The following is a 17,778-nucleotide window of genomic DNA, read 5'->3' on the forward strand; positions in this document are numbered from 1 at the left end:
GATTAAACGGGTATTAAACTAACATTAAAATAAGATTAAAATTTGTTTATGAACATTTTTTTTAATTTTTTAAACAATTCTGGCCGAACCTGCGCAAGGTACTAGCCGCATTTAACCGCAGGACAAAATAATATTTATTTTATACAGAAATCTGTGAAAAAATTGTAAAACCAGACTTGCTAGCTTACTGGAAATGAGAAAGGTAAGAAATCTCTCTTTAAACTTAGTTCTGAAAGTAACGAATTAATATAGCCAACCGGCATGGGAATGTACTCTGTTAATTTAAGATAATGGTAGCAAAACCAACCTTGGTACAAGCCAATGTACTACACCTGTATAACTAAATATTTTATAAACAATTAAAGTTATCCGGAATTGTGTAGCCTACCTAAACCGAATAAATATTACTTAAAAATCAGTATTGTAGCTAGCTTAAATTATTATTATATTTAGGTATTCTCCTGTATTCTTGCAGGCCAGTTTATAAGTCCGGGAAATATTAGAAATTATTATCAGGGCTTAAAATAGAAAACCGGTATTCAGCCAAAGGCCCGCCTAGAATTTTTACTGATTGGCAAAGGTAATTTTATATACCCAAGTAAAAGTACCGGACTGCCAATGCCCCTGCCAACAAAGAAAGGCATTTGCTATTTTTCCTAAATTATTTTGTGTTATGGCTAGCTTTAGCAAATTAACCCGCAATTCTACCATTTTGCTTCTTACCAGCCTGGGCATAGTAGCTTTTCTGTTGTTTTATATATTTAGCTACATCCCCGAAAACGAAGAACGGATAAATGCCCGCAACTACCGGGTGCTCCAACGGGTGGGCGGCAACATGAGCAATTCTGTTATTAATTTTAGCCGCTACGTAGGCAACAGTTTTGTATCGGATGCCATTAAAAAAACAGTTATTCAGGTACCTTCTAAAACAACTACCGACAGTATAGATGAAACTACCTTGTTACGGTACCTGAAAAATGCTCACCAGCAAGGAACACTTACCGCTAAGTTGGGGCTGCAATTTTATTTCGACGAAAAAGACAATGACCGTTCGCACCCGCCCGAAGACGAACAATTATTTCATTACCTCGACGAAAAAGGCCAGTTATATCTGCATTTCTCTTCTAGCATTAATACCCAAACCAATACCGAATTAACTGGCCGCGGCATTCTCCTGACCCAAGAAGCCAAAGCCGCCCGATATCACATAAAAGTACCCCTCGATTCGTTGCTTAACTCACTGATGCGTCGAGACACTTTTAAACACCTGATTGTACTGGCACCAGACAAAACACTCCCAATCCCCAGCACCAGCAATAAAGAAAAACCAGCGCCGCCCGCTTTTAAAGTAATTTACAATTCGCGCGAAACCGCCGACCTAGTACCACTAGATACTTTGGCGCGCCTGGCCAATTACGCCAGCAGTGGCAGGCCGGCCAATGTAAATATTGCGGGCATTCCGCACAAATTATTTACCCTTACCCAGCGCGTAGGGCCCAACGAAAGATGGTATTTATACGGCACCTTACCCACCCAGAAATACCAAACCGAAAGCCGGGCTATTCCGGCGCACGTGGTCAGTTTCTGTGCCCTGGCCGTAGCCATTCTGTTAATGGCTTTTCCTTTTTTAAAATTATTGCTCATGAGCCGACAAGAGCGTTTGTTCCGGCAAGACCTTATTTTTTCTTTTTTATCGTTGTTTTGCGGCGTAGCTCTGGTGGTTTTATTGTTATTTGATGTATACGCTTACTACGGCGCCGACCGGTACGCCGAAAAAAAACGCCTGGAGTTGCTGGCAGGTAATTTACAGCAAAACTTAAAAGACGAGATTAAACTGCTCATTGGGCAAATTGGGTACTTCGATAATATTGCCGGCGATACAAATACTTTAATGCTGCCCCCAAACACTTATTGGGCAAGCCTAACAGATAACCAGCTTAAAAGAACCAACGACCAGTATTTTCCTTACTTCCAGCGGGTATTTTGGGTAGATAACAATGGGCTTATGAGCAGCTCTTGGGCCGACCCAAAAGAAAATAATGCCCGTACCAAAGTTGGCTACCGCGAATATTATAAAAAAATTAAAAACGGCGGCGGCTATACCCTGGATAACACCGGAAAGTTTGTGTTGGAATCGGTAACTTCTAATACCGACGGCGAAAAATATGCGGTTATTAGTATGGCTAGCAACCGCCCCGAAAAAGATAAGTTTACGGTAGTAGCCCTGGCGACCAAACTTACCTCTTTATCCCGGGCCATTTTGCCTTTGGGCTATGGATTTTGCCTTATCGATAAAGAAGGAAAAGTTTTGTTTCATCAGAACGAAAATTTAAACCAAAACGAAAACCTGCTCGAAGAAACCGATGCCAACCCTTATTTAAAAGCGGCGCTTTATGGCCAGGTACCGGTTCATTTTACCCATATTTACCAGGGCAATCCGCAGCAATTTTTTATTTCGCCGGTAGCCGGTCTGCCCTTTTACCTGGTAACTTTTGTAAACGATAGTTATCATAAAGCTTTTAACGTAAACCTGCTGGTACTTACGGCCATGTTCATTTCGCTGTACTTATTCTCGATTGCGATTTTAACAACCTTTATTATTTACCTGAACGATGGGTTTGCCGATAAATCTTTTAGTTGGTTATGGCCCAAAAAGAATATTGGCCACGCTTATTTTAAAGTGATACTGGCTTTAAGCCTGATTACTTTGCTTACTTTGCTGTTAACGAATATAGAGTACCAGGTAAGCACCTATTTTATTTATGTACTAGCCGCCGTTTACGCGTTTATTTACATTTACAGCCAGTTAAACCAAGTTTCTTTTGCCAATACGCTTAAACAATCTAGGGTGGTAATGTTGGCGTTTAATGGCCTTTGCCTTTTTGTTGCGCCCAGTACTTTTCTTACCAGTGCCTTATACCAGGTAATAGTAATTTTTCTGTTACGGCAACTCGATAAGCAGGCTCAAACCCAAACCCTGAACCAAAACTCGGCTTTTTTTGAATATTTAGAGAATGCATTGCCCAGTAAACGTAGCTACCATCATTTGTACGCGGGCATGCTAACAATTTGGTTTATTTTGGCCAGTGGCTTACCGGCCTTTGTTTTGTTTAGAGTAGCTTATAACTACGAAGCCGAACTCATGGTGCGGTTTAACCAGGTAAATCTGGCCCAGATAGCCCAGGCAATTAAACCCGCCGATATAAACCAAGCCAATTTGCCCCAGGAAGAAAAATGGGCAACTACCACAGCCAGTTATTACACCAACTTCTTCTACCATACCAACTTTGAAGCTAAGTCTGATGCGGAGCCGAATAACAGTAAAAACGCTATTTCGCGGCACACCAACGCTCCGTACCGTTTAAACCATAAACTCCCAAAAGAATCTTCTTTATCGATAAACGTATTTATTTCTTCTTTGCTGGGACAAACACCCGGACAAAATAATGAAACCACGCTGCTAAATAATTTTATTCCGTTGTTTCGGCCCATTTTCCGCAATGTACTCTCCGACGAATATTTTCTGAAAGACAATAAACTCCTTAACTGGCAGTTAACCGATAAAGATCCGCTACAGTTTGATTTGTTTAATCCGCAGGCTGGGGTGCAATTATCGTCGCACATGCCCGAATTTCAGGTGCCATTTATTTTTTACCGCCATACCCCAGCCAATAACTTAACCGAACTAGTAAATAAATCGGGTTTGTTCTTCTGGATTGATATTATACTCCTGATCTGTTTATTATACGTGTTAATTTCGTTTTTAATTACCCGTACGTTCAATATCGATATTATCGCAAAAATTCAGAAAAGCCACGGGGAGCCCGATGTATTAAACCTGAAGAATAAAAATAATTTATTCCTAATCTCTTTGCCCCACGCTCCGGATATCAGGGCTGCCATACAAGAAGAAAATAATAGTTATAACTGCTACTTCACTCAATTTGATCTGGCGGTAACCGGAACCACCCTTGACCCCACCGCTACCCTGAAAAAGCTGGAAAGCACCCTCCAGGAGATTAACCGCAAAACCCGGAAAGATAAATTTTTGCAGGCGCTAAAACTGCGAAAAAAGCCGCTGACCAACTTTTTAATTATTCAGCACTTCGATTACGACCCTTTTACCAAACCATCGCTCGACTTAAAAATTCAGGTATTACACCGCTTATCTGCTTTACCGCATTTAAAAATTATTTTACAATCTACCATATCGCCGTGGAGTTGGGAAGAACAACTAAAGACCGAAGAACTAAAAAGAGAAAAAGGAACGGCCGATGCCGATTATTTGCTCTTGCTCCAGCAATTATTAATGCACCTGAATGCGTATACCAAAACCTACCAGCCACTACAAACCTTATCGGAAACCCCTATTATTAACAGCGCTCCCGAAAATTCGAAAGAAGCGCTGTTGGCGGTAATAGAAGCAGAATGCGCCGCTGCTACTTACTTAGAACAGCATTTTAAAAGCTTAATGGTAAACTTTGTGCAGGAAAACCATGCAACAGTAATACTGGAAAAAACAGATATTATTATGCGGCTGCAAAGCCTGGCGCAATTGTATTACCGCAGTTTATGGCACACCTGCACCGAAGAAGAAAAATATTTTTTGTATGATATGGCGCAGGATGGTTTGGTAAACGCTAAAAATGTACCGGTTCTTTCGTCGTTGCTGGGCAAAGGCTTACTCGTAACCGACCAGAGTGGCTTATTAAAAATAATGAACCAGAGTTTCCGGCATTTTATTCAAACGGTGGTTAACCGCGCCGATGCGCTACGCTTCGAGAAAAAATATGCGCAGGGTAGCCAGTGGAGTATGTATAAAGCACCCTTAGTTTTAATCTTGTTGGGGGCCGTATTGTTTTTCTTTTTCACGCAAAAAACCAGTTGGGCCAATATTATTGCGGTGCTTACCGCTGTTTCCAGCATTGCAGCCATTTTACCAAGGCTCAGTATATTAGTACCTTCTTTTCTATTAAGTAAAGATTCTAAAGCCGCCGATTAACCAACCTTACTTAAGCAACCTAAACCACATAGTTAAAGCCTGCCGGTTAAGAACGGAACAGGCTTTAGCTGCTTCTACCCAAAAAAACCCGGCAAAAAGCTCTTTTCCCAACTGGTTAAACTTATGCTTTGGCTTACCAATTAAGCGCTGGCTTTCTGTTAGGTTCTGCCGGCAATGTTAACCGAAAGCAAACGTTGGCAAAAGTAATATATTTAACCAGTAAATATATGTAAATAAATAGTTTATAATAATTACTTTACTTTTATAAAGTATCAGTTTTATTTAATTCAGATGTTAGGGGTTAAGCAATTATTATATCTTTATACTAATATATAACCCTGATTAAAGTAAAATTTTTCAGCCTATTAATTCTATATTTTAAAAAGCTAAACACCATGATGGAAGTTGCGGAAGTGGAACGCCTGATAAAAATAAGTAAAGAACGGCCTTTACTTCCCGAAACCTACGTCCCGTGGGGCGAGCCGCCTAAACCCGAAGAAGAATTTTTGCCGGAAGAGTTAAACTCTCTAGCTGGTTTGCCTTTGTATGATTTACTCACCGAAAAACAAAAACGAGAGTTGGGGCGGCACGAATCGGTGCAGGTTATGTATTCTTATGGCTGGAGCGAAACCTTGTTCTGTTTATTCATGAACCGCTATTTGCTTACCTTACAGCCCGACAACGTAGAATACCGCTTTTTAATCCGGGAATTAATAGAAGAGTTTCGGCACCAGGAAATGTTTGCCATGGCCATTGCTCACCTGGGGGGTAAGCCCATTAAACCCAGTTGGATGCATAATTTTGTGGGCCAGTTTACGGTAAAATACATGCCCGTAGATGCTGTGTTTATGAGCTGTTTATCCATCGAAATAATTGCCGATTTGTACGGTCATCATATCCGGCGCGGCCCCCGGGTATACCAGGTAATTAAAAAAGTAGCCGAACTGCACAACATAGAAGAAGGGCGGCACATTCATTTTACCAAAGCTTTCCTGAAAAGATACACCCAAAACGCCGGGTTCTTCAAACGCACTTTTTACAGCTACCTGGTATTGTTTAATGTGTATTTTATGCGCACCATGTACGTAAAACGAGAAATTTTTGAACGGATTGGCCTGGAAAATCCCGATGCTACTTTTAAGCTGGCTTACAGCAATTACAAACAGAAATTCGGGCAAACCTGCTTAAAAAGCATTGTGGAATATGTAGATGAATGGCACGGGTTTAACAAAGCTACCCGCTGGGCCTGGCGCTTACTTTTAAAAGCCAATGTGTAATGAATACCCGCGTAAAAATTAGCCACGTAGCCGCCAATATTGCGGGCACCCAGCCGGTAAGCAGCCTTGAAATAGAACTCCGGGTAAATAAAAATAAAACCTTGTTGCCGCCGGGTATTATTGAGCGCTTATTTGGTATTAAAAACCGTTATTTTGCCGATGCCGGCGTAAACTGTTCTGATTTAGCGGCAGGTGCCGCCCGTAAAATATTAACCCAAACCGACCCCCACAGCATCGATTGCTTAATATTTGCTTCGGCCAGCAGCGATTTAATAGAACCCGCTACTGCCAATATTGTGCAAACTAAGCTGGGCTTAACCTGTCCGGTGCTGGATGTAAAAAATGCCTGTAACAGTTTTGTATCGGGTATGCAGGTAGCCAGCAGTTTTATTAAAAGCGGCATGTACAAAAAGGTACTCGTTACCAACGGCGAAATATTGCAAAATGCCATAACGTTTAACATTAAAGATAGCCAGGAATTAACCAAACGGCTGGCCAGTTTTACTTTAGGCGATGCCGGTGCGGCTGCCGTGCTGGAAGCTACCGAAGAGGATACCGGCATTATTTACCACGACATGAAAACCCTGGGGAAGTACTGGGATTTGTGCGTAATTCCGGGTGGCGGTTCTATGTTTCCGCAGGATTGCAGCAAACATTTTTTCGAGGGCAAAACCGCTCAGCTGCGCGATGTATTTATGCAGGAACGCGGCGAGATGTTCGAGAAATGTTTCCAGGCTACCGGTTACACCCGTGCCGACATCGACCATTATTTTCTGCACCAGGTTTCTAAAAACACCACCGAAGCTTTGGCCCAGGATTTAAATATTCCTTTAGAAAAATGCCATAGCATTATAGAAGAATACGGGAACACGGCGGCAGCTTCTATTCCGCTGAGCATGGCCCGGGCAGTAGCTGCCGGTCAGCTTAAAAAAGGCGATAAAGTAATTATTATTGGTTTGGCCGCCGGCATTAGCATGTCGGTGCAATTGCTTATCTGGTAATGCTGTACACATCACCACTGTTAACCCCGCTGATAGAAGCTGCTGAAAAACCGCAGCAAACGCCTTTATTATTCCACAACGGCACAAGCTTAACCTCTGGGGAATTATTGGCCCAAAGCAAATTACTGGCCCAGCAATTAGCCGCCTTGGGCATGCAGAAAAACGACATGGTAATTCTGGCCGTAGCGCCGGGCGCCGAGTTTTTGCAGATAATGTACGCCACGGTTATGCTGCGGGTAAAAGTAGCGATTATCGACCCGGAAATGGGCCGCGATTTATACGCCGCCAAGCTTAACCAACTAAAACCCCAGTGGGCTTTTGTCGATAGCCGCTTGTTGTTATTGCAGGAGCACCCTTTAATCCGGTTTGCTTATTTTAAGCTCGCCGATAAGCCGGTTTATTTCCCGCGGTACAAAAATTTAAAAATTATTTCCTGCGGACCCCGAATGCCTTTGGTGCAACGCACCACGCTGCTCCGGAAATTATTAAAAGCACCGGATAAACCGGTAGCTTTAACGCCGGATAATTCTGACCACGAATATTTAATTACGTATACCTCCGGCACGTTACAGGAGCCCAAAGGGGTGCTGCATGCGTTTAGCTCACTTAGTTTAAGCATAAATTTGTTAAGCCAGGTGGTAGCCAACCAACCCGGAAATAAAATGGCTACTTACTTGCCGCATTTTGTTATGCTGGGGGTGGCCGCGCAATTACCTATTTATATTTACGACCCCAAATTAAGCGTAGAAAAGAAACTAACTTTTTTTGAGCAGCACCAGATTAATATTTTGTTTGGCCCGCCCAGCGATTTTTTACCTATGGTGCAATACTGTGAGCAACGGGGAAGTAAATTACCAACTTCTTTTAAACACCTCATGCTGGGTTCGGCACCAGTGCACAAAAGTTTTCTGCGCCGCTTAGTAGCCGTTTGCCCCACTGGCATAAAAATTACGATTACCTACGGCATGACGGAGCATTTACTTGTGAGTACCGCCGATGGCGTAGCCAAAATAAACTATGCTGGCACCGGCGATTTGGTAGGTAAGCCCGCTCCTGGGGTAGAAATTAAAATTGCTGAAGATGGCGAACTCCTCCTTAAATCCGGGCAATTATTTTCGCGGTACTACCATTTACCCGACCGGCCGGAATACCACGCTACCGGCGATTTGGCCCGCCTGGATGAGCACGGCAATATTTTACTGATGGGTCGTAAAAAAGAAATGATTATCCGGAGTAATACCAATATTTACCCGGCCTTGTACGAAGATACCATTAAGAAAATACCGGGCGTAGAAGAAGCGGCCATGGTGGGTATTTACAACTCCGCTAAGGCCGACGAAGAAGTTTTCCTGGCCGTGGAAGCCAGCCGACCCTTTACGGCCAAGCAAATCCTGGATAAAATTTCTTACGGCGAGTTTCAGATTGAGAAAAGCGCTTTGCCCGACCAGGTGGTTTTTATGACGGTGCCCCGCAAAGGCCGGCAGCATAAAATAGACCGTACCCAAATAACCAAACTGCTAAAACAAAAGCCATGAAAATAGTAGTTACCGGGGCCAATGGATTTGTAGGAGCCGCTTTATGCCGCTATTTTTATAAAGCTGGGCATTCGGTAATTGGCTTAGGGCGGCAACCAGAACCGCCCGCGCAACTCCGCCCATTTGCCCAATATATTTCGGCAGATATTACCCGGAAAGTACCCATACTGGAAGCCGATGTTTGCGTACATGCGGCCGCGCTGGCCTCGGATACGGCCTCATACCTGGATTTATACGCCAGTAATGTTACCGGTACGGTTCAGGTTTTGCAGGCGGCTATAAACTGCCCGTATTTTATCCAGATATCTTCATCGTCGGTGTATACTTTTAAAAACTTTGCTATGCCGGAACACGCAGCTGGTTTTAAAGATAAACTCACACCTTATGGCACCACCAAATTACTAGCCGAACGCCAACTGGAAACCCAAATTCCGGCCGGGCAAAAAAGGCTGATTTTGCGCCCAAGAGGTATTTACGGCATTGGCGATCGCATACTGCTACCGCGTATCTTACAATTAGTAAAAAAAGATAAAATTTATTTACCCGTACCGCCCACTGTTCAGACTTCGTTAACCCACGTAGAAAATATTGGCTACGCTATTTCGCTGTTTCTGCAAAATCAAAACCAACTGCCTTTACAAATATTTAACGTAGCCGACGAACCTGTATATAATTTCCGGGAAAGCCTTATCCGGATTATCACGGCGGTTTACCAGAAACCCATCCGGGCTGTACAAGTACCGGTTGCCGTACTAAAAATATTAACCGGTTTAAACAAAATATTCCCTTTAAATCCTGGTTTAAACCCCTTGGTTCTGCGCATGCTTACCCAAACCAGTGTGCTGGATTTAACCCAGATTAAAAAACATCTGCAATATGCACCAACCTTAAATTTAAACCAGACAATTCCGGAAATTAGTAAATGGGTACAAGATTTAGGGGGCGTAGAGGCGTACCTGCAAAAAAAGAACCTGGCCCCATGGCTTATTCCTGATAATATTTGAGTAAACAGACAAAATTACTTTCACTATCATTTATTTAAATATTTAAAAATCAGTATTTAAATGAACTTATTACTTACAACTTATTACTATCTACTTCCTTAGCTTAAATAACTGACTTATGAAGTTCCTGCACCGACTACTGTTTTGCTTCATGTTTTTAAGCTATTTAGCCGGCCACGCACAAGACCCATGGGAACTGAAGAAAAACCAAAATGGTATTGCCGTTTATACGCGGCAATTAGCTACGGGTAAACTAAAAGAAATACGGGTGGTGTGTGAGCTAGATGCTACGCTGCCGCAATTAGTGGCGGTACTGCAGGATGTAAAAAATCACAAAAACTGGGTTTACAGCACCCGCGACGCGTACCTGGTAAAAAAGCTAAACGCCCACCAACTGATTTATTATACCGAAGCCAATATGCCCTGGCCGGTAAGCGACCGCGATTTAGTAATAGAACTCAACACAAACCCGCAACCAGAGAATCAGCAATATATTATTCAGGCTAAAAGCATTCCGGATTATTTGCCGGCTAAACCAAACCTGGTGCGGGTGCCTTACTCGTTAGCCGTCTGGAAAATAACACCTGTAGCCAACAAGCTAAAAATAGATTATACCTTTAGCGTAGACCCAGGTGGCGCAATACCAGCCTGGCTCGTAAATACCACGGCCGCCGTAGGGCCGTATAACTCTTTCGTGAAATTACGGGAAGTACTTAAAACAACTGATCCCCAATAATAGCTAATAGAACTAAACGACTGGGCCACGACTAAAAATATTCTTCCTCCTGCATAACGAAACCCGCCCCAGCCATTATAATCTTTTTAACAAGTACTGCACTTTATCCGACGGAATATAAAACTCCTCCAAAGCTTTAAACCCGAACTACTTCTGGTAAACTATTCTGGTTTTTAGAGTGCTCTTTACCTAGCCTTTATCGCTTTTATGATTTGCCGGGGTAAGTATTATTTTATATCCGGTAATCCGGGTTTAAACTTACTTCTAAGTATTTCTAACAACGATCTACCTAAACAGGACGTAAAGGTATACATACCCCACAAATTGCATTTACAAAAGATGAACGAATCCGAAATAATAAAAGAATATAAAGATTATATTAGTCAGAAAGAATTTCCTTGCGTTGCTGCCCGGGCGGCAATAGCCCGGCAACAGGTAAACTTTCTGGTTGCCGACCACCTGGCTTGCCCCAAAGACGATCAAACCATTTTGCAGTTCCTGTACCAATTTACCGACACTTACCGGCAATCGGATGAATTATTTCATAGCGCGGTAATTTTGTTTAAAGGCCCGGAACAACCCGACGAAAAGCTTTTTGATATGTTCCTGTGGCAACGACTACAAGCCTTAGCCGATTTAGATGCCCGCCAATATGGTTATGACCGCCGGGTAACCGCCGACCCGCATTCACCTGATTTTAGCTTTAGTTTAAAGGAAGAAGCCTTTTTTGTGATTGGTTTGCACCCGGGTAGCAGCCGGCCAGCCCGACAGTTCCGGTACCCAGCCTTGGTATTTAATCCGCACGCCCAGTTTGAACAAATGCGGGAAACCGATAACTACACCAAAATGCAAAATATTGTACGAAAGCGCGATTTAACTTACTCGGGCTCTATAAACCCTATGCTTACCGATTATGGTACCGCTTCAGAAGTATACCAGTACAGCGGTAAACAATATGATACTAACTGGGTTTGTCCTTTAAAAATAAATCATGCAGCAGCTTAATGTTATACCACCCCGCAGCGGCGTTTCTTTTATCTTATCTAAAGGACAAAAGCTCTTGGTAACCGATTTGGAAGGCGAACAGGTTTCGGATTTTATCTGCTATAACCTAAATGATAAAGCTGAGTACCTTTCTTCGGGGCGCACCATCGACTACGCCGATACTATTTTTTTGACCAAAGGCCATCCGTTTTACTCCAACCGGAGCAATGTTATGTTCCGGATGATAGAAGATACCGTGGGCCGGCACGATTTTTTACTAACGCCCTGTAGCGCCGATACTTTCCGGATAATTTACGGACATAAGCAGCCGCACCGGGGTTGTTTTGGCAACTTGTGCGAAGCGCTGGAACCGTATGGCATTAAACCCGACGAGATTCCAGTTTGCTTTAATATCTTTATGCACGTAGTCATAGACGGCGAATCCGGTAAAATAAAGGTAAAGCCTCCTAAAAGTAAAGCCGGCGATTACATAATTCTGGAAGCACAAATGGATTTAATTGTGGGTATGACCGCTTGCTCCGCCGAAATGTCTAACAACTACAGCTTTAAACCCATCGGGTATCAAATCCTGAACTCGTAAGACCGTTATATGATAATTAGATGCAGTAGCAAAAGGCAAATATTAAGCAAAACCAGCATGTTACTCCTTTTAATGGTTTACCGCTAATTGAAGATATCTAGTAAGCATTAAGCTCACGAAGAAAATTATTTTAACCAGAAAATTATTACATTGGTATAAAGGCTTATACCGTATATTTGTATGTTTTTTTTGCCAGGCCCGGTTTACTTTATACTGCAAGGGCTATTATAAAGAGTTACTTGCTTTATGTCCCAGCCAATAATGCCGGAATTAAATGATTCTGATATAATTACCGCTCTCCGCCAGGGCCGGTCTGAGGCTTTGGGTCAGGTTTACGATAAATATGCCCCGGTATTGCTGGGACTCACCACCCGCATGATGGGTCAGCCGGAAGCGGCCGAAGCGGTATTGCACCAAACTTTTGTAGCTATCTGGAAACGCCGCAGCGAGTACGAAAACTCCCGGCTAAGCCTTTTATCCTGGCTTATTTTAATTACCCGCGATACAGCTATGGCGGCGCTGAAAGAAATGCACCAAACGGCGTTCACAAATAATGCTGCCGGGAAGAATGGAATAAATGTGCCCGTAAAAGATTTTTTTCATAACCTTACGCCAAACGAGAAAGCCGCTTTAGATCTGGTATATCTGCAAGGGTATACGTGTCAGGAAGCCGCAGCCGAACTAAATATTCCGGAGGAGACCTTGAAAACATGGCTGAAAAACGCAAGTCAACATTTAAGAGAGGGGAGGGGGAAATAATGTCTATCGAAGATTTTTTGCAAACGGGCCTGCTGGAGGTTTATGCACTGGGGGCCGCCACTCCCGAAGAAACTGAGCTGGTAGAAAAAATGCTCGCCGCGCACCCCGAAGTACGCCGGGAACTGGATACCATTAGCTTAAGCCTGGAAGCGTATGCGCAAGCCCAGGCAGTGGAGCCCAAAGCCACCGTTAAACCACTGGTAATGGCTACCATTAATTACCTGGAACGCCTTCAAAACGGAGAACCTGTAACTGAACCACCAGCCTTAACGCCAACTTCTAAAATAGCCGATTACCAAGAGTGGCTAAACCGCCCTGATATGGCTTTACCACCCGATGCAGATGCTATTTATGCCCTCATTATTGGGGCTACTCCGGCCGCAACTACGGCAATTGCGTGGCTAACGGGTACGGCTGAAAATGAAATACACGACCACGAATATGAGCGTTTTTTAATAATAGAAGGCTCCTGCGACATAATCACCGATCAGGCTATCTACCATTTATCGGCAGGCGATTACCATGGTATACCGTTGCACGTGAAACATGCCGTTAAGGTAACCTCGGCCATACCTTGTAAAGTAGTGCTGCAACGGGTTAGCGCGGTTTAATAAAGATAAAATATCAACGGCTTTGGTTTTTCAGAATTACTACTACTGGTCCGTTGGTAGCCCAATCCTGGTTTTGTGCCTCGGTAGCTAGTTTGGTTTGCAGAATAAAAGAACCTAAAACCAGGTCCAGGTCGCCGTCGCCGTCAATATCGCCTTTATCCAGAGTTAGCCAGCGTCCGCGGTTACTGCCCCGGAAAGTAGATGTCGTAAATGTTAAACTGCCGTTATTCTGTAAAAAAACAAAGCTTTCCTGGGGTGTTTCCCGGAACCGGGCAAAAAAAGCAATGGCCGCAATATCTAAATCCCCGTCGCCATCAAAATCCGCCGCCGTAGCTTTATAAGAACCATTCTGCGGAAAGAAGAAAGCTTCTTTAAAGCTGTTTTGGCCATTGTTTAGGTACAACCGAATACCATGATATTTTTTCTGCACTGGGGCAAAATCGGCGTTGTCGCCGGCTGTGTATAAAATATCCAGATAACCATCTTGGTCAAAGTCAACTAACTCAAAATAACTGGAGCCCATGGCCGGCGGAAATTGCAGCACCTGCTCTTCTCGGAATTTTCCCGGACCTTCGTTGTAAAAAATAAATATACCTTCGTTTCCCTGGGCCATCAGCGCAATCACATCGGGCTTTTGGTCGTGGTTTAAATCTTGCACGTAAGCCCGCACCGCTCCAGGTAAGTTTTTAAGCCGATGTTTTTGATAAGTAGTACCAGGTCCCCGCTCGTACCAACTCAAACTACCCGTTTGGTTACCAAATTCGCAGACTAATATATCGGGTATTTTATCGCCGTTTAAATCCGAGAACTGGGCCTGCACTGGTCGTTGCAAACCTTTTAATACCTCCGCCGGCTGCTGACTACCCGGTTGATTGTACGTTAATGTTCCGGCGGGCGCATCCGAAGGGAAAAAATTACCCATGCTAAGCGTATACGATCCTTCGGGCTGAAGCAGGTAATCTGAAGCGGCAGAGGGCAACGGAAAGCTTTGTATTAATTTACCCTGTGGGTTTAATTGTAGTAATAACTGCTGGTGCGCCAAGCCTACATAAAGCTGCTGACCGGCCGTATCTATTTTAATTAAACTGGTACTGGCGGGCCGGAAAGGCAAATCCGGAAAAACTGGCCGGAACAGTTTCAGATCGGGAGCAATATTGGGTTTATTGGTTGGGGCCAACGCTTTGGCCGGAGCAAGGGTTAAGTAATAATCCGTTACTTTCTGAAAATCGCTGACTGAAATAGAACTTGTTTCCGGGAAAATATTTGCCTGCAGCACCAATTCTCTGGCGCGTCCGGTTTCGATCAACTCACCCCTTACACCAGTTGCTTTTATAGGGCTCCGGTGGTAGAGCCCCATCCGGTAACCCATGGTGGGTAAAACGTAGCGTTCCCAACTTTCTTTATCTAATAAATCGGGCTCCGGAAACGCATGACAACCCTGGCACCGGTTTAAAGCCAAACTTCGGCCTTCTTTTAAAGCACTTTCCGATACTTGCAATGAGCGGGTAAAGCCATTATCGATACCCAATTGGTTATTGTTGCCGCAGCCCCAAAGCCCCAGACCAACTATAAATAACAATACTCTGATTAATAAAAAGCGCATCTGGCGGTAAAAGAAACTTGCCCAAAATTACGACTTAATATTTTAAGCTAATGATTATTACTGTTTAAGAATATTATTTAACCATAAGTGTACATTTTACAGCTAAAAAGACCATTTCCGAAAATATTATTATTTATCACTATTTTATTACTAAAATAATGCTTACATTTTCTGATGTTTAACCCACCACTAAAATGAAAATGAACCCCCAAAACCAAATCTGGAATTTGCGGCAGTATACTGGCCTTTGCTTAACAGCCCTACTGCTTGCGCTAACCCTCACTTCGGCGCGGTTTGCCAAAACTAATTTTGCCGGCCAATGGACATTAAGTAAAGAAAAAAGTAAAATGACGGAAGGACAAATGCGTATTGTTTTTAATCAGCTAAAGGTTTCGCAGGAAGGCAATAATTTAACTGTTGCCCGTACGGGACAATCGCCGGATGGCCAGGAATTTACCATGGAAGAAAAAATTACTTTAGACGGCAAAGAATCGGAAAATAGTTTTTTTGACGGCATGGTAAGAAAGAAATCGACCGCCAAGTGGTCGGCCGATGAAAAAGTTCTGACGATTACATCGGCGCTTATGTTTGTACGCGATGGCAACGAAGTAACCATGAACTCCACCGAAGTTTGGGATAGTGCTAAAACACCAGGAGCACTTACCATTAATTATTCTACCACTACGGCCAACGGCGAGGTTAAAGACATGTACGTATACGATAAAAAATAAATAATCTGGGGGCAATTACCCGGTGTAGTGCCGCCAATACACTTAACGGCCTAACGAGATTTATTATCCAGATTATTTTTAAGATTAGACCAGAAAAGCCTTTGGGTGTATACATCCAAAGGCTTTTTATTTAAGAACTACCCCAACTAACATTATCCGGATGCTTAAACCGGTACATTAGGTTAACCCGATTGGCCGAGCATCAAAACAAAGTAGCGGTAAAATCGGTAGGCAAACAAAAACCAATAGTGCCAACCTTATAAATTATTTATAAAGCAGATGAATGCAGGCTACCGAATAGAACACGACTTTTTAGGCGAAAAAGAAATTCCGGACCACGCTTATTACGGCGTACAAACCCTCCGGGCTTTAGAAAATTTTAATATTACTGGCATTACCAACGCCACCGAACCCCTCTTTATCAAAGCTTTTGCTTACGTAAAAAAGGCCGCTGCCCTAGCCAACCGCGATTGTGGGGTACTAGCCCCTAACTTAACCGAAGCCATTGTTTTTGCCTGCGATAAATTAATAGCAGGGGAGTACCGCGATCAGTTTTTAACAGATTTAATTCAGGGCGGAGCCGGCACGTCTGTTAACATGAATGTAAACGAGGTAATTGCCAATATTGGTCTGGAATACCTGGGGCACTCAAAAGGCCAGTATGAGTTTTTACACCCTAATAACCACGTAAACTGTTCGCAGTCTACCAACGATACTTACCCCACCGCCATCATGATTGCCCTTTACCTGAAAACCGCCAATTACCTGACGGCCTTGCAAGCCTTGCAGGAAGCTTTTGCCAGAAAAGGCGAAGAATTTAAAGCGGTTTTGAAGATGGGCCGTACCCAGTTACAAGACGCCGTACCCATGACCCTGGGCCAGGAATTTGATTCTTTTGCCGCTACCATAAACGAAGACATTAAGCGCCTGCAGGAAGCCCAGGAAAAATTATGCGAATGCAACATGGGCGGTACAGCCATAGGTACCCGCATAAATGCCCCCGCCGAATACCCGGAGCGTTGCACCCAATATTTAGCCCAACTAACCGGTTTGCCCATAACTTTAGCCCCGGATTTAATTGAGGCTTCCTCAGATATGGGCACGTACGTACTGCTCTCAGGCACCTTAAAACGAAGCGTGATTAAAATATCTAAAATCTGTAACGATTTACGCCTGCTTTCGTCGGGGCCACGCACCGGCCTGAACGAAATAAAATTGCCGCCTATGCAGCCGGGCTCTTCTATTATGCCGGGCAAAGTAAACCCGGTAATTCCGGAAGTGGTAAACCAAACCGCTTTTTACGTGGTTGGTGCCGATGTAACCATTACCATGGCCGCCGAAGCCGGACAGTTACAGCTAAACGTAATGGAACCGGTTATTGCTTTTAGTTTATTTACCTCTTTGGGCTATATGGCCAATGCCATAAATACCCTCCGTACCAAATGTATAGATGGCATACAACCCAACACCGAACTAAGCCGCCAAATGGTTATGAACAGCATTGGTATTGTAACGGCACTTAATCCTATTCTGGGCTACGAAACCGCCGCTAATATTGCCAAAGAAGCTTTAGCCACCGGTAAATCTATTCACGAAATAGTAGTATTGGAACGGCAGCTTATATCAGAAGCAAAATGGAGCGAAATTTATTCTTTTGAGAATATGGTGCACCCGGTATTTATTAATGATGCCCGCGAAGGCTCCGATAGAAAATAATTCTTTATAAGGCAGGTGTAGCCAATACCTACACCTGCTTCTTTCTGAATTGCAGAATTGTTTTAGAAAGTCCTGTTCGTAAGTTAATTTTTGCCGCCTGTCTTACCTCCGCTTTAAACAATAAGCCAACTATTTACACCCGCTTCTCCGGTAATTATCAGCAACAAACCCATCTAAAAATATCAATATTATATTTAACCAACTAAGTTTTGTAATTT

The 17,778-nt window shown here is 43.4% G+C and carries 13 protein-coding genes; 12 read left to right on the plus strand and 1 reads right to left on the minus strand.

All coding sequences use genetic code 11. From position 1 onward, the window contains the following. Positions 1-673: 673 nt before the first annotated feature. The 10 genes from ACO1R6_RS08400 (at position 674) to ACO1R6_RS08445 (ending at position 13,510) form a co-directional block, all read left to right on the plus strand. Positions 674-5,002: a cache domain-containing protein gene (locus ACO1R6_RS08400; protein ID WP_486263860.1), complete on the plus strand. Its 4,329-nt coding sequence runs from the start codon at positions 674-676 to the stop codon at positions 5,000-5,002. A gap of 395 nt (positions 5,003-5,397) precedes the next feature. Next, positions 5,398-6,279, plus strand: coding sequence for a diiron oxygenase (locus ACO1R6_RS08405; RefSeq protein ID WP_486263862.1), 882 nt, complete (start codon positions 5,398-5,400; stop codon positions 6,277-6,279). Continuing rightward, on the plus strand, positions 6,279-7,280 hold the full coding sequence (locus ACO1R6_RS08410; protein WP_486263864.1) for a 3-oxoacyl-ACP synthase III family protein: 1,002 nt from the start codon (positions 6,279-6,281) through the stop codon (positions 7,278-7,280). Before ACO1R6_RS08405 ends, ACO1R6_RS08410 begins: the two co-directional genes overlap by 1 nt. Further along, positions 7,280-8,815, plus strand: coding sequence for a class I adenylate-forming enzyme family protein (locus ACO1R6_RS08415; protein WP_486263866.1), 1,536 nt, complete (start codon positions 7,280-7,282; stop codon positions 8,813-8,815). The genes ACO1R6_RS08410 and ACO1R6_RS08415 overlap by 1 nt, the downstream gene beginning before the upstream one ends. Continuing rightward, complete coding sequence (locus ACO1R6_RS08420; protein WP_486263868.1) at positions 8,812-9,819, plus strand: NAD-dependent epimerase/dehydratase family protein; 1,008 nt, start codon at positions 8,812-8,814, stop codon at positions 9,817-9,819. Before ACO1R6_RS08415 ends, ACO1R6_RS08420 begins: the two co-directional genes overlap by 4 nt. 118 nt (positions 9,820-9,937) lie before the next feature. Beyond that, positions 9,938-10,555 carry an START domain-containing protein gene (locus tag ACO1R6_RS08425; RefSeq protein WP_486263870.1) on the plus strand — a complete coding sequence of 206 codons (618 nt, stop codon included), beginning with the start codon at positions 9,938-9,940 and terminating at the stop codon, positions 10,553-10,555. A 339-nt stretch (positions 10,556-10,894) separates the two neighbouring features. Continuing rightward, complete coding sequence (gene gntA, locus ACO1R6_RS08430) at positions 10,895-11,560, plus strand: guanitoxin biosynthesis heme-dependent pre-guanitoxin N-hydroxylase GntA (protein ID WP_486263872.1); 666 nt, start codon at positions 10,895-10,897, stop codon at positions 11,558-11,560. Next, positions 11,547-12,140, plus strand: a complete 594-nt coding sequence (locus ACO1R6_RS08435; protein ID WP_486263873.1) for a DUF1989 domain-containing protein — start codon at positions 11,547-11,549, stop codon at positions 12,138-12,140. The genes gntA and ACO1R6_RS08435 overlap by 14 nt, the downstream gene beginning before the upstream one ends. 246 nt (positions 12,141-12,386) lie before the next feature. Continuing rightward, positions 12,387-12,899, plus strand: a complete 513-nt coding sequence (locus ACO1R6_RS08440) for an RNA polymerase sigma factor (RefSeq protein WP_486263875.1) — start codon at positions 12,387-12,389, stop codon at positions 12,897-12,899. Continuing rightward, entirely contained in the window at positions 12,899-13,510 is a 612-nt protein-coding gene (locus ACO1R6_RS08445) for a cupin domain-containing protein (protein ID WP_486263877.1), read from the plus strand. Before ACO1R6_RS08440 ends, ACO1R6_RS08445 begins: the two co-directional genes overlap by 1 nt. Before the next feature lie 13 nt (positions 13,511-13,523). Here the strand turns inward: ACO1R6_RS08445 and ACO1R6_RS08450 are convergent, their stop codons facing one another. Beyond that, the gene (locus tag ACO1R6_RS08450; RefSeq protein WP_486263879.1) at positions 13,524-15,113 is read right to left on the minus strand and encodes an FG-GAP repeat domain-containing protein; all 1,590 of its coding nucleotides are present in this window, start codon (positions 15,111-15,113) and stop codon (positions 13,524-13,526) included. Between the two features lie 194 nt (positions 15,114-15,307). Here ACO1R6_RS08450 and ACO1R6_RS08455 point away from each other — a divergent pair, with 194 nt between their 5' ends. Together ACO1R6_RS08455 and aspA are read left to right on the plus strand one after the other, a co-directional pair. Then, positions 15,308-15,844, plus strand: coding sequence for a hypothetical protein (locus ACO1R6_RS08455; RefSeq protein ID WP_486263880.1), 537 nt, complete (start codon positions 15,308-15,310; stop codon positions 15,842-15,844). 279 nt (positions 15,845-16,123) lie between these two features. Next, positions 16,124-17,560 (plus strand): aspartate ammonia-lyase, encoded by a 1,437-nt coding sequence (aspA, locus tag ACO1R6_RS08460; protein ID WP_486263882.1) that lies wholly within the window; start codon positions 16,124-16,126, stop codon positions 17,558-17,560. The last annotated feature ends 218 nt before the right edge of the window (positions 17,561-17,778 follow it).

It is taken from the genome of Adhaeribacter sp. (genome assembly GCF_057359045.1).